12 protein-coding genes are annotated in these 13,291 nt (G+C 74.2%); 6 read left to right on the top strand and 6 right to left on the bottom strand.

The genetic code is table 11. The annotated features are described in order from the left end of the window. Positions 1 to 19: 19 nt before the first annotated feature. On the bottom strand, positions 20 to 670 hold the full coding sequence (locus ABD308_RS31480) for a TetR/AcrR family transcriptional regulator (RefSeq protein WP_344342608.1): 651 nt from the start codon (positions 668 to 670) through the stop codon (positions 20 to 22). Between the two features lie 98 nt (positions 671 to 768). Between ABD308_RS31480 and ABD308_RS31475 the strand changes: the two genes are divergently transcribed. Together ABD308_RS31475 and ABD308_RS31470 are read left to right on the top strand one after the other, a co-directional pair. Continuing rightward, the gene (locus ABD308_RS31475; RefSeq protein WP_344342607.1) at positions 769 to 2,058 is read left to right on the top strand and encodes an MFS transporter; all 1,290 of its coding nucleotides are present in this window, start codon (positions 769 to 771) and stop codon (positions 2,056 to 2,058) included. Positions 2,059 to 2,114: 56 nt separating this feature from the next. Next, positions 2,115 to 3,854, top strand: coding sequence for a glycoside hydrolase family 3 protein (locus tag ABD308_RS31470; protein WP_344342606.1), 1,740 nt, complete (start codon positions 2,115 to 2,117; stop codon positions 3,852 to 3,854). A 49-nt stretch (positions 3,855 to 3,903) separates the two neighbouring features. Here ABD308_RS31470 and ABD308_RS31465 read toward each other — a convergent pair whose 3' ends face one another. After that, the gene (locus tag ABD308_RS31465) at positions 3,904 to 4,824 is read right to left on the bottom strand and encodes an AEC family transporter (protein WP_344342605.1); all 921 of its coding nucleotides are present in this window, start codon (positions 4,822 to 4,824) and stop codon (positions 3,904 to 3,906) included. Between the two features lie 118 nt (positions 4,825 to 4,942). Between ABD308_RS31465 and ABD308_RS31460 the strand changes: the two genes are divergently transcribed. Continuing rightward, positions 4,943 to 5,398 (top strand): HD domain-containing protein, encoded by a 456-nt coding sequence (locus ABD308_RS31460; RefSeq protein WP_344342604.1) that lies wholly within the window; start codon positions 4,943 to 4,945, stop codon positions 5,396 to 5,398. Between the two features lie 7 nt (positions 5,399 to 5,405). Here the strand turns inward: ABD308_RS31460 and ABD308_RS31455 are convergent, their stop codons facing one another. The 4 genes from ABD308_RS31455 to ABD308_RS31440 all read right to left on the bottom strand — a co-directional run bounded on the left by ABD308_RS31455 (position 5,406) and on the right by ABD308_RS31440 (position 9,614). Continuing rightward, positions 5,406 to 6,698, bottom strand: a complete 1,293-nt coding sequence (locus ABD308_RS31455; RefSeq protein WP_344342602.1) for a sulfatase family protein — start codon at positions 6,696 to 6,698, stop codon at positions 5,406 to 5,408. 1 nt (position 6,699) lies between these two features. Beyond that, entirely contained in the window at positions 6,700 to 7,725 is a 1,026-nt protein-coding gene (locus ABD308_RS31450; protein ID WP_344342600.1) for a hydroxyacid dehydrogenase, read from the bottom strand. Positions 7,726 to 7,776: 51 nt separating this feature from the next. After that, complete coding sequence (locus ABD308_RS31445) at positions 7,777 to 8,997, bottom strand: ROK family transcriptional regulator (protein WP_344342598.1); 1,221 nt, start codon at positions 8,995 to 8,997, stop codon at positions 7,777 to 7,779. Between the two features lie 221 nt (positions 8,998 to 9,218). Further along, positions 9,219 to 9,614: an aggregation-promoting factor C-terminal-like domain-containing protein gene (locus ABD308_RS31440; protein ID WP_425554896.1), complete on the bottom strand. Its 396-nt coding sequence runs from the start codon at positions 9,612 to 9,614 to the stop codon at positions 9,219 to 9,221. 486 nt (positions 9,615 to 10,100) lie between these two features. Here ABD308_RS31440 and ABD308_RS31435 point away from each other — a divergent pair, with 486 nt between their 5' ends. The 3 genes from ABD308_RS31435 to ABD308_RS31425 are packed head-to-tail and all read left to right on the top strand — an operon-like array spanning position 10,101 to position 13,252. Next, positions 10,101 to 11,561 carry a cytochrome P450 gene (locus ABD308_RS31435; RefSeq protein WP_344342594.1) on the top strand — a complete coding sequence of 487 codons (1,461 nt, stop codon included), beginning with the start codon at positions 10,101 to 10,103 and terminating at the stop codon, positions 11,559 to 11,561. A gap of 17 nt (positions 11,562 to 11,578) precedes the next feature. Continuing rightward, complete coding sequence (locus tag ABD308_RS31430; protein WP_344342592.1) at positions 11,579 to 12,688, top strand: hypothetical protein; 1,110 nt, start codon at positions 11,579 to 11,581, stop codon at positions 12,686 to 12,688. 60 nt (positions 12,689 to 12,748) lie between these two features. Then, positions 12,749 to 13,252, top strand: coding sequence for a GNAT family N-acetyltransferase (locus tag ABD308_RS31425; protein WP_344342590.1), 504 nt, complete (start codon positions 12,749 to 12,751; stop codon positions 13,250 to 13,252). Positions 13,253 to 13,291 lie beyond the last annotated feature (39 nt).

Here is a 13,291-nt window from a genome sequence, read left to right as displayed (position 1 = left end):
CCCGCCGCCGCGCCCGCCGTCAGCCGGTCGGGGTGAGCGCGTCGAAGGCGGCGGCGCCCGGCTCGGTGAGCAGCGCCAGGACCGCCGCCCGCACATGACGGGCCATGTCCACGGACCGGTCGAAGAGCCACTGCGCCTGGAGTCCGTCCATCAGCGCGGTGAGCCGCACGGCGGCCTCCTCCGGGTCCACGTCGTCGCGCAGGTGTCCGGCTTCGCCGGCCGCGCGCAGGGCGTGGGCGGTGCCGCGCCGGATGCGCGCGTAGCGCTCGGCGAAGTGCGGGTGGGCGGGGTGCTCCGGGTCGGAGGCCTCGCCGGAGAGCCGGACGAACAGTTCGATGAGCCCGGGGACCAACTCGTTGTGCCCGGCCAGGTCGACCATCCCGCGCAGCACGCCGAGGCCGCCGCCGAGCCGGGTGTACGGCTGGAAGCGCTCCCGGTCGAGGCGGTCGCGGTCCTCCAGGACGGCCTGGAGCAGCGCGTCCTTGTCGGGGAAGTAGCGCAGCAGACCGGCCCGGGAGATGTCGCACGCGGCGGCGAGGTCGAGGATCGTGACGGCCCGGAACCCGCGCTGCGCGAAGTGCTCGGCGGCGGTCTGGATGATCGCGGCCCGGCGGGCGCGGCCCTTGGCGTAGCCGCCGGACACCGCCGCCCCGGCTCCTGAGGTGGTCATGGGGGAACGGTAGCAGGGTTGCTTGACAGAAAGCTACACGTGTGTAGCAATTGGGCCCACGCCACGCCGTCGTGGCTGGTTCCCCTAGGAGCTCCCCCATGCTCGACACTCCCTCGCCGCCCGCGGAGGCCCCCGCTCCGCAGGCTCCCCCCGGATTCGTTCGAAGACTGGTGCTCGGCCAGTTCGGCATGTACCTGGCCGTTCTCGCCCCCGTGATGGGCGGAATGTCGGTCAAGGTCCAGGATCTGGTGGGCCTGGACGCCGCCCCCGCCCAGCTCGGGCTGGTGACCGGTACCGGCGCCCTGTTCGCGCTGGTCGGCCAGCCGCTGGCCGGCCGCCTCTCCGACCGCTGCACCTCCCGCTACGGCATGCGCCGGCCGTTCCTGTTCGGCGGAATCGCGGTGATGGCGGTGGCCCTGGCGGCCTGCGCCCTCGCGCCCAACATCCCGGCCCTGCTGATCGCCTGGTGCGCGGCCCAGGGAGCCGGCAACGTCGCCTTCGCCGCCGTCGGCGCGACCGTGGCCGACCACGTGCCCGAGGCCAGGCGCGGCAGCGTGTCCGGCATCGTCGGCGCGGTCACCCCGATCGGCATCATGGTCGGCTCGATCCTGCTCTCGGTGCTGCCCACCGACCTGCTGCGGTTCGTCGTACCGGCCGCCATCGCCGTCGTCCTCGGCTTCTGGTTCGCCGCCCGGCTGCCCGACCGGGTCCGCACCGAACCGCCCGGCGAGCCGCTGAACCCGCGCAGCCTGCTGCTCTCCTTCGTCTTCGACCCGCGCAAGCACCCGGACTTCGGCTGGGCCTGGCTGAGCAAGTTCCTCATCATGCTCGGCTACGGCGCCCTGGCCGGCTATCTGACCCTGTTCCTGGCCGCCGAGTTCGGCATGGACGACACCGATGAGCAACTGCGCTTCAACGCCCTGGCCAACGGTCTGAGCGTGGCCACCCTGGTCATCGCCAGCATCGTCGGCGGCGCCCTCTCCGACCGCGTCGGCCGCCGCAAGCCGTTCGTGATGGGCGGCGGCCTGGTGATGGCGGCCGTGCTCGCCGCGGTGACCGTCACCCCGTACCTGGGCGACGCCGGCCTGGGGACCCTGCTGGTCCTCGAAGCCGTCCTCGGCATCGGCGCCGGCCTGTTCTTCGCCGTCGACAACGCGCTCGCCATCAGCCTGCTGCCCAGCCGGGACGACACGGCCAAGGACCTCGGCGTGCTCAACATCGCCAACGCCCTGCCGAGCTCGATCTCGCCGTTCCTGGCCGGCGTGGTCGTCATCCCGGTCGGCAACGCCCTGCTCGGCGGGGCCGGCTACTCCCTCTGGTTCGGACTCGCCGCCGTGTTCTGCCTGGTCGGAGCGCTTCTCGTGACCAGGATCAGAAGCGCCGCCTGACCGCGCCCGCCCCCGACCTCCCGAATCCCCCCGCACCACCGAGAAAGGCCCCCGTCATGAGCACCGACGCCCGCTTCCCCTACCAGGACCCGACGCTGACCGCCGACCAGCGCGCCGAGGACCTGCTGAGCCGCCTGCCGCTGGAGGACAAGGCCGGCCTGATGTTCCACCCGCTGGGCAACACCGCCGCCCTGGACGAGCCCGGCCTCTTCGGCATGCCCTCGATGGCCACCTTCCTGGAGCGGCGCATCAACCACTTCAACATCCTCTGGGCGAGTGACGCGGGCGACCTCGCCGCCTGGCACAACAACCTCCAGCGGACCGTCCTGGAGCGGCCGCTCGGCATCCCGGTCACCATCTCCAGCGACCCGCGCCACTCCTTCACCGACAACCCGGCCACCGCGCTGCTGGCCGGCCCGTTCTCGCAGTGGCCCGAGCCGCTCGGCTTCGCCGCCGTCGGCTCGCCCGAACTGGTGCGCCGCTGGGCGGACACGGTGCGCCGCGAGTACCTGGCCGTCGGCATCCGGGTCGCGCTGCACCCGCAGATCGACCTCGCCACCGAGCCGCGCTGGGCGCGCATCAGCACCACCTTCGGCGAGGACGCCGACCTCACCTCCGAGCTGGCCGTCGCCTATGTGCGCGGGCTCCAGGGCGAGCGGGTGGGGACGGAGTCGGTCTCGGCGATGGCCAAGCACTTCCCGGGCGGCGGCCCGCAGCTGAACGGTGAGGACCCGCACTTCGCGTACGGCCGCGAGCAGGTCTACCCGGGCGACAACTTCGAGTACCACCTCAAGCCGTTCAAGGCCGTCATCGAGGCCGGCGTCGCCCAGATGATGCCCTACTACGGCATGCCGGTCGGCACCGGGCACGAGGAGGTCGGCTTCGGCTTCAACCAGGGGATCATCACCGGGCTGCTGCGCGAGCGGCTCGGCTACGACGGCATCGTCTGCACCGACTGGGCCATCCTCGCCGACAAGTGCTGGGGCGTGGAGGAGCTGACCTACGAGGAGCGCATGCTCAAGTCCCTGGACGCCGGGGTGGACCAGTTCGGCGGCGAGTTCCGCCCGCGGGTGCTGGTGGACCTGGTCAAGGCCGGGAAGGTGACCGAGGAGCGTGTCGACGTCTCGGCGCGCCGGCTGCTGCGCGAGAAGTTCCGGCTCGGCCTGTTCGACCGGCCGTACGTGGACGAGGCCGCCGCCGTGGCGCTCGTGGGCGCCGCCGGGGCGCGCGCCGAGGGCCTGGCGGCGCAGGCGGCCGCGTCCGTCCTGCTGGCCAACGCCGCGGAGGGCCCGGCCCGGCTGCCGCTCGCCCCGGGCGGGCTGAAGGTCTACGCGGAGGGCCTGTCCGCCGAGGTGCTGGGCGACCGCGCGACGCTCGTCGCCACGCCGGAGGAGGCGGACGTGGCGGTGCTGCGGCTGGCGGCGCCGTTCGAGCCGCGCGGTGAGGCGGGCTCCCTGGAGTCCTTCTTCCACGCGGGCTCGCTGGACTTCCCCGAGGAGGAGGTCGAGCGCGTGCGGCGGATCTGCGCCACCGTGCCGACCGTCGTCGACGTGTACCTGGACCGCCCGGCGATCCTCACCGGGATCGCGGGCCACGCCGCCGCGCTGACCGTCAACTTCGGCGCGGAGGAGCGCGCCTTCGTGAAGGTGCTGTTCGGCGAGGAGCGGCCGCAGGGCTCGCTGCCGTTCGACCTGCCGTCCTCGATGGCGGCCGTGGAGGCGAGCCGGCCGGACGTCCCGTTCGACACCGCCGACCCGCTGTTCCGCTTCGGCCACGGCCTCCGTTACGAGGGCTGACCACGCCTCCGGTACGGTCCGCCGCCTCCCGGTGGCGGGCCGCACCGCGTCAGCCCAGCGCCCAGCCGACCAGCGAGAGGGTGGCCATCGACAGCAGTGTCGAGGCCAGCACCGTGTCCCGGGCGAAGGCGGCCCCGTGGTCGTACTCGCGCGCGTAGGTGAACACGTTCTGCGCGGTCGGCAGCGCCGAGAACAGCACCACGGTGAGCAGTTGGCGCGGCGGCAGGTCGAGCAGCAGCGCGCCGACCGCCCAGGCCGTCAGCGGCTGGACGACGGTCTTGAGGGCGACCGCCGTCGCGGTCTCCAGGTACCGGGAGGCGCCGGTGACGGCGGGCGGGTGGCAGAGCGAGAGGCCGAGCGCCACCAGGGCGGTCGGCACGGCCGCGCCGCCGAGCAGTTCGCAGGAACGGTTCAGCTCGGCGGGCACCCGCCAACCGGTCGCCGACACCACGGCGCCGAGCCCCACCGCCAGCAGGATCGGGTTGCGCAGCGGCAGCGTGAGCGCCGCCCGCGGACCCGCGCGCCCGGAGTCCAGCACGGTCAGCACCGCCGGGGTGACCACCAGGATCTGGAACAGCACCACCGGCCCGACGAACGAGGCGTCGCCGAGCACCTGGGTGGCCACCGGGATGCCGAGGTTGGCCGAGTTGACGTACCCGGCCGCCATGCCGGCGAGGGTCCGCTCCGGCAGCGCGCGCCCGAACAGCCGGGACGCGGCGAGCAGCCCGAGCCCGCCCGCCACCACCGTGCTCGCGGTGAACGCGACCATCGACGGGTTGGCGAACCGGTCCAGCGGGGTGTGGCCGATCAGCAGGAACAGGGCGGCGGGCATGGCCGCGTGGAAGACGAAACGGTTCAGCACTTGCTCGGCGTGCTCACCGAGCAGCCCGGCGCGGCCGAGCAGGCAGCCGACGCCGGTCAGCGCCCAGATCGGGGCGAAGCCGGACAGCAGCGGGTGCAGGCTGGGCATGGCCCCCCTCGATGCGGTGGTCGGCGGGCCCGGAACGGACCGGACGCCGGAAGTCAATCAGGCGTCCGGGCGGCTCCGGCGGGCGGCCCCCGCGCGGCCCGGCGCCTACCATGGCCGGATGGAGTACTTGAGCCTGACCGAGGTCGAGCGGATCGCCCGGAGCGCGCACGCGGAGCAGACCGACAAGAACGGGCACCCCTACGCCGAGCACCTGGCGGCGGTCGCCCACGGGGTGGCGGAGCGCGGCGGCAGCGCGGAGCAGATCGCGGCCGGCTGGCTGCACGACGCCCTTGAGGACGACAAGCTGACCCGGGAGTGGCTGGCCGGCGCCGCCCTCAGCGCCACCACCAAGGCCATCGTGGACGCGCTCACCAAGCGGCCCGGCGAGCCGCTGGAGGAGTACACCGCGCGCATCCTGGCCACCCCCGGAGCCCTGGTCGTCAAGCGGGCCGACCTCGCGCACAACTCCGACCCGGTCCGGCTGGCACGCCTGGACCGGGCCACCGCCGAACGGCTCGCCGCCAAGTACCGGCGGACCCGCGAACTGCTCGGCCTGCCCGCCGATTCTGACTGACGGCCCGTCAGTCCGCCGTCGTGGCGGGCAGGAAGCGGGCGAACGGGTCACCGGAGCGGGCGCAGTGCTCGGCGAGCAGCGCGCGGAACCGGCCGAGCAGGGCCGAATGCCGGGCGTCCACCGCGAGGTTGACCATCTCGCCCGGATCCCCGGCGAGGTCGAACAGCTGCTCGCGGTGATCGCCCCAGGCGTAGCAGACGTACTTGTGCCGCTCGTCGCGGATCATCCGGCCGAGGGCGTTGTTGAACCCGGGCAGCTCCCAGCGGGTCTCCACCACCACCGTCCCGCGCGGCTCCGGGGCGCGCACGCTGCGCCCCGGCAGGCCGGGCGGCGCGGGGACGCCGGCGAGGTCGCAGAGGGTGGGCAGGAGGTCGGGGCCGGTCGACACCAGCCGGTCGCTGACCTCGCCGGCCGCGGTGCCCGGCCCGCTGATCAGGAACGGCACCCGCACCGATTCCTCGAACAGGGCCCACTTCTGGTTCCAACCGTGCGCGCCGGCGCCGTCGCCGTGGTCGGAGGTGAACACCACGACGGTCTCCCGTCCGGTCCGGCGCTGGTGCTCGCGCAGCCCGTCCAGCACGGTGCCGAGGTTCGCGTCCACCCGTTCGACCAGCGCGTAGTACGCGTGCCGGTAGCGCCGCCAGTCGTCCTCGCGCCATTCGGCGGTCGGGTGGGTGTGCGCCCAGGCCCGCTGCGCGAGCCGGGGCAGGCGTGCCTCGTACGGCGCGGGCGGGAAGTTGGCGGGCAGCGGAGGGCACTCGGCGACCGGCGGCGGGGCGGGCAGCGGGCCGGTCTTCGGGTCCTGGCCGCGCGCCCACTCGCAGATGCCGTGCGGCTCCAGGAAGGAGAGCACGAGGAGGAACGGGCGCGGGCGCGGGCGGCGGAGGAACGCGGCGGCGGCGCGGGCCAGTCCGGCGTCGTTCCCGGCCGGGTGGATGCGGCGGAAGCCGCGGCCCTCGGGCAGGTCGAGTTCGGGCAGGTGCCACTTGCCGCCGTAGGCGCAGTCGTACCCGGCCTCGGCGAACACCCGGCCCAGCAGGGGCTCCGGGGCGGATCCGTCCTGGCCCGCCGCCTCGTTGCCGGTGACGCCGAGGGCGCTGGGCGGTTGCCCGGTGAGCAGGCTGGCCCGGGACGGCGCGCAGAGCGGCTGGGCGCAGTACGCCTGCCGGTAGCGGGTGCCGGCGGCGGCCAGCGCGTCCATGTGCGGGGTGCGCAGGTACGGGTTCCCGGCGACGCCCATCGCGTCGGAGGTCTGCTGGTCCGTCAGCACGACGAGCACGTCGGGCGGTGGGGCGGTCACGTCAGGCCATCCGTTCGTAGGCGCGGCGGTCGAGTGCCCAGCGGAGCGGCTCGCCGAGCGTCCACCGCTCGAACTCGCCCACCACCAGGTCGCCGAGGCGTCGCCGCTCCAGCGCCTGGCTGCCCGCCAGGTGCGGGGTGACCACGACGTTCGGCAGGGTGAACAACGGCGAGCCGGGCAGGGGCGGTTCGGGGTCGGTGACGTCCAGCACGGCGAACAGGTCGGGCCGTTCGGCGAGCACGTCGAGCAGGGCCGGCTCGTCCAGGACGGCGCCGCGCGCGGTGTTGACGAGGGTGGCGCCGGGCTTCATCGAGGCGAGCAGGCGCCGGCCGACCAGGCCCCGGGTCTCCGGGACGAGGGGGGTGTGGACGCTCACCACGTCGGAGGTGGCGAAGAGTTCGTCCAGCCCGACCGCGCGCACCCCGGGCGGCGGCGCGGCGTACGGGTCGTGGGCGACGACCCGCAGGTCGTAGGCGCGCAGCCGCTCGCAGACCAGCCGCCCCGTCTCGCCGAGCGACAGCACGCCGACGGTGGCGCCGTACGCGCCGGGGGCCCGGCCGACCCGCACGGGCGCGCGGGCGGCGCGGGCGGCGAGCACGTGGCGCCAGCCGTCCTTGAGCGCGTAGACGATCTGCGCGACGGTGAACTCGGCGACCGGTACGGCGTTGGCGTGGACGGCGGTGACGATCGGGACGCCGGTGGCCCAGAACTCCTCGGTGACGATCCGGCGCACCGACCCGGCCGCGTAGAGCACCAGGGCCAGCCGGGGCATCCGCTCCAGCGCCGCCGCGTCGAGGACGGGTCCGCCCCAGCCGGTGCACAGCACCTCGACGTCGCGCAGCGCGTCCGGCGCGGCGGCGAGCCGTTCGGGGGACCAGACCCCGCCGGGGGCGCCCGGGTCCTCGACGGTTTCGGCCCGCGCCAGCACCCGGGCGCGGGCCTCGGGCCCGTAGACGTCGGGGAAACGGGCCGGGTCCATGGCGAAGGCGGCCGCGAACATCCGGGACTCCTTAGGTCGAGTGGCCACGAGGAGTTTCTATCACACTGAGAAATAGTGGGGCCCCGGCGCGGGGAGGGCTCAGTGCGTGATGAAGGTGGCCCCGTCGGCGAGCCGGACGGCGGCCGCGGCCGCGCCGACCAGCTCCGTGGTGGTCGAGTGCACCACCATCAGCCGTGGCAGCACCGGCACCCGGCCCTGCAGCCGGGACTCGATCGCGGTCAGCGTCTCGCCGCCGCTCTCCCAGAACAACCGCCCGCCCAGCGCGATCAGTTCGGGGCCGAGCACACTGGTCAGATTGGCCACCAGCAGCGCCAGGTCGTCGGTGAACTCGTCCACCAGCCGGACCGCCGCCGGCACGCCCTCGCGGGCCAGCCGGAACAGCTCCGCCACCCGCTCGGCCGACGTTCCCGAGACGGTCAGCCCGGCCTCGGCGATCCGCCGGTCCACGGCGTGGTCGCCGATCCGCGCCTGGGTGTCGCCGGTGCGGCCCAACGGCCGGTCCAGCGCCCGGCGGTCGCCCATCAGGTGCCCCAGCGCGCCCGCCGACCCCAGCCGGCCCCGGTGCAGCCGGCCGCCCAGCACGATCCCGGCGCCGACCTCGATCCCGACCACCACCGCCGCGAGGTCGCCCACCCCGGCCGCCGCCTCGCTCCGCTGGACGGCCAGCGCGACCAGGTCCACGTTGCTCTCGACCGCCACCGGGACGCCCAGCCGCTCCTGGAGCAGCGTGCGCAGCCGCAGCCCGGGCCAGTCCAGCGCCGGGGCGAACTCGACCAGCCCGGTCCGGTCCCGGACCACCCCGGGCACCCCGACCACCAGCGCGCGCGGCGCGCCCGCGTGCCGCCCCGCCCACGCCCGCAGCCCGTCGACCAGCGCCAGCAGCGGTTCGGTGAGGTCCTCGGCGGACGGCTCGCGCTCGCGCTCGGGTCCGAGGCCCGCCGCCCAGTGGTGCTCCGCCTCGTGCAGCACGGTGCCGTGCAGGTCGGCGACCACCCCGATGATCCGGCGCGGGCGCATCGCCACCGCGAGCACCGTCTGGGCCCCGGCGTTGTACCGGATCAGCTGCGGCGGCCGGCCGCCGCTGGACGGCGCCCGCTCGGCCTCCACCAGCACCAGCCCCGCCGCCCGCATCACCTCGACCAGCCGGTGCACGGTAGCCGTCGACAGTCCGCTCTCGGCCGCCAGCCGCTGCCGGGACAGCGACCCGTGCCGGCGCAGCACCTCCAGCAGCACGGTCTGGTTGACCTGCGCCACGGTCTGCGTGGTGGCGGTCGCCGGGGTGCGCGGGGACTTGGGCACCGGGTGCTCCTCGGTCGGGGCCGGGCGGGACTTTCTCTCGGCCCGAATATATCCGAGCGCCCGGGCCCGGGCGCTCTGTGCCCCGGCCGGTCCGGGAACGCCCGAAGGCCCGGCCGCGCGGATCGCGCGCGGCCGGGCCGTGGGTCACCCCGGTGGTCCCTGTCCGACCCCGGGGTGAGGGGGGACAGATGGTTCCGGAAGCGGATGTGCCTCTGGTCGGCTTAGTACCAGTGGTGGGTCTGCCAGAACGCCCAGGCGTTGTTCGGGCTGCCGTAGCGCTCGTTCATGTAGTCGAGCGCCCAGCGGATCTGGGTGGTGGGGTTGGTCTTCCAGTCGGCGCCGTGCGTCGCCATCTTGGAACCCGGCAGCGCCTGCGCCAGGCCGTACGCGCCCGAGGACGGGTTGACCGCGGTCACGTTCCAGCTGGACTCGTGGGCGATGATCTGGCTGAACGAGGAGAGCTGGTTCGCCGGCACGATCTGCGCGGCGATGGTCTGCGGCGAGGCGGACGCGGCGGAGGCGGTGGCGGGCACCAGGCCGGCACCGAGGGCGGTCACGGCGGCGGCACCGGCGAGAACGGCGGCGGAGGTACGCATACGAAGCTTGAAAGCGGGCATGAAGAACAAGACCTCAATCAGGTTGGGCCGGCGTTCGCCCCGCCCGGACCGTGGCCGGACAGGGGCCGAAACGGTCGCGGGGCGTACGCCGGACAGTCGTTGTGAAGAGCCGCGCTCCGGTGGGACAGGTACCGGGTGCGGCTGGCGACGAGACCAATTGTTGCCAGACGGGTTTGCCCGCTGCCAAGACCCCTCCGCTACGACGCCCCGTCGTAGCGATCGCGCGCGCCGTCGATTCGAAGGTCCCCTGCCGAACCCCCTGACCTGCGACGCCGCCACCCCCGCCCGGGTATCGGCCCGAGCACTACGCCCCGTCGTGCCGAGGGAATCCCTGTGAGCGCACTCACCGGCCGACGCCCCCGTCCGTCACCCGGCGCCACCCGCGCCACCACGCCCAGTCGCGGATGATCTGAGACCGGCACCACAGACCCGGCACCGGTGATCGACTGAAACACCTGTGTTCCCCGGCCCGTTGGCGTCGCTAGCGTGGTTCGTACCGGACTGAACCTGGGGGTCGGCATGGACGGCACTGGTACTGGCACTGCTCCTGGTACTGGCACGTACGCGGGCACGGACACGATCGCGGGCACGGACACGATCGCGGTCCCGCTCGCGCCCGGCGGGCTGCCGGGGCTGGGGCACCTGCTCGGGATGGCGCGCGGGCGCGCCGTCTTCCTGCAGCGGCTGCGCGTTGGCGGCGACATCGTCGAGATGAGGCTCGGGCGCCGGTCGTTCTACCTGCTCAACGCCCCCGAGGCCCTGTACGAGGTGCTGGTCGCGCAGAGCGCGAGGTTCAGCAAGGGCATGCTGTTCGACCGCGTCCGCCCCTACCTCGGCAACGGGCTGGCGACCTCCGACGGCCCCTTCCACCTCCGGCAGCGGCGTGCCCTGCAGCCCGCGTTCCACCGGGAACGGATCGCCCGGTACACCGCGACGTTCACGGCGGTCGCCGGGGAGCGGGTGGGCGGCTGGCGGCCGGGCCGGACCATCGCGATGGACCGGGAGATGCGCGAGCTGGCCGTCGCGATGCTGCTGCCGACCCTGTTCCCGTCCGCCGGGGAGCCCGGAACCGGGCGGGCCATCGACGACCTGGGCACGCGCGTCAGCAGCGACCTCGGCCTCCTGGTGCGCGGTGTGCTCCGCGCCACCGTCCTGCCGCCGGCCCTCGCGGAACTGCCGACCCCGGGGCGGCGGCGCTTCCTGGCCTCGGCGGCCTCGCTGCGCCGGCTCGCCGAGTCGGCGGTCCGGGAGGCGCGCCGCCACCCGTCCGGCGACGGTGTCCTCACGCTGCTGCTCGCGGCCGAGGAGGGCACGTCGTCCGAGGACGGTATATCGGACGAGCACGGCATGTCGGACGAGGCGGCGTGCGACGAACTCCTCACCCTGCTGGTCGCCGGAGTCGAGACCACGGCCACCACCCTGTCCTGGGCGCTGCACGTGCTCGCCCGCGACCCGGCGACCGCCGACCGGATCCACGCCGAGGCCGAGGCCGCCGGACCGGACGCCGCCACCCCGGCCGCCCTGCCGTACACCGCGCGGTTCGTCCAGGAGGTGCTCCGCCTCCACCAGCCGCTCTGGTTCATGGGGCGGCGCGCCCTGGAACCCGTGCGCGTCGGACGCCACGAACTCCCACGCGGGGCCGAGGTGGTCTACAGCGCCGCGACCCTGCACCGCGACCCGGCCCTCTTCCCCGACCCGCTGCGCTTCGACCCCGACCGGTGGCTGGCCCGGCCGGAGAAGAGCCTGCCGCGCGGCGCCTACCTGCCCTTCGGCGCCGGCAACCGCAAGTGCGTCGGCGACGGCTTCGCGTGGGCCGAGATGCTCGCCGTGCTGGCCGCCGTCACCACCCGCTGGCACCTGCACCCGGCACCGGGGCACCGGGTCCGGGCGGTCGCGGACGCCCAGATCCACCCCGACGCCCTGCCGATGTCCGTCACCCCGCGCTGAACCAGGAGGACCGACCGGTGCTGGAGTTCCACCTGGGAGAGATGGATCTGTTCGCCACCGCGCGGACGCTGGACCCCCACTTGGAGGGACTCGCCCGCTTCCTCCCGGCGACCGCCCCCGAGGCCGTGGACCCGGCGCACCTGCTGGCGGTCGAGGCCGACTGCCGCCGCGACCGGCTCGCCCTCCTCGACGCCACCGACCGGGCGTACCGGGAGAGCGGGGCGGGCCGGGCGTACGCCGCCTGGCTGTCCGCGGCGCGCCCGGCCGAGCTGATCTGCACGCGCAAGGGCGACCGCTCCCTCGACGAGGTGCACCGCCACATCGTCCGCGACTCCGTGCAGTGGCTCACCCTGTGGCTGGCCGGCTACCGCCCCGACCCGCTGTGGCACGCGCTCGCCAAGGCGGTGGCCCTGCTGGCGGTCCTGGACGACATCGTCGTCCCGCCCCAGGACGTGGTGAACGGCGTCCACCGCCTCGGCGGCGAGAGCCTGGCCGAGGTGCTGGACCGGATGAAGGCCCTCGGCGACGACCGCGACCCGCGCTGGCTCGCCGAGGCCCACCGGGAGACCCTGTTCAGCGCGCGCGTCCAGTTCCACGAGAAGTGGTCCGCCGCCGCACCGGGCCTGGCGCCACCGCAGGGCCTCGACGCGATCCGGACGTACGTCCGCGAGCCGGACGTCCTGCGCGCGAGCATCCTGCGCACGTACGCCGCCGAGACGCTGCCCGTCCTGCACCTGATCGCCTACTACTACCGCCTCCCCTACGACGACCACGACCGCGCGGCCTTCCTCGCCGCCGCCGTGGCCCAGACGCTCGGGATGGACATCTCCAAGGACCAGTACGGCGTCGGCGTGAAGGAGGTCACCAACTTCGTCGTCCGCCCAGCCCGCCCCGCCCCGGAGACCACCCGCCGCCGCACCGCCGTCCACCACACCTTCCTCCGCCTGACCGCCCGCTTCCACGACGCGACCGACCTCCCCACCCTCGTCTACGACCGCTACTCCCGCGTCTCCCTCTCCTACGCCCGCCTCGTCGACCGCTACCTCGAACGCCGCCGGATGACCCGCCTCCCCATGAACACCCCCCTGGCAGCGGTCGTCGACGACGTCCTCACCGGCCGGGGGTAGCAGCGGCCGCTCAGTCACTCCGGCTGTAGTTCGTGATGATCCGTGCGGCACAGTGGGGACATGACCACGTACAAGACGATGTCGTTCCACCTTGAGACCGAGCGGCTGATACTGCGCCCGTGGGCCGAGTCGGACGCTGCCGAGTTCTGCGCCCTCCTCTCCGAACGCGGCAAGGGCACCCCCACGGTAGAGCGCATCCGGGCGGCCATCGCGGACTTGCTCACCGCGACGTCGACCACGGGGATCGCCTTGCTGCCCATCCAGCGACGTGACGAAGGAGACTTCATCGGCTACTGCGGGCTGATCATCGGCCGGTCCACCCTGGAGGAGCCTGAGATCGCGTATGAGCTGTTCCAGCGCGCGCACGGGCGTGGTTACGCCACCGAGGCCGCCGGCGCGGTGCTCGATGCCGCCGTCGCGACCGGGCGGAAGCGGCTCTGGTCGACCGTCGGCACGTGGAACACGCCGTCGCTCCGCGTCCTTGAGAAGCTCGGGTTCGAGCGGGATCACGTGTCCATGGAGGACAACGGTGAAGTGGTCTGGCTGACACGCTCGTTGCCGTGACGCGGGAGCGCGGGCGGACTCGCGCCGTCAGAGGGCCGT

The organism is Kitasatospora putterlickiae, from assembly GCF_039527695.1.
Classification (GTDB): domain Bacteria; phylum Actinomycetota; class Actinomycetes; order Streptomycetales; family Streptomycetaceae; genus Kitasatospora; species Kitasatospora putterlickiae.
The sequence above is the reverse complement of the archived record's forward strand: the minus strand, read 5'-3'. Positions and strand labels throughout refer to the sequence as shown.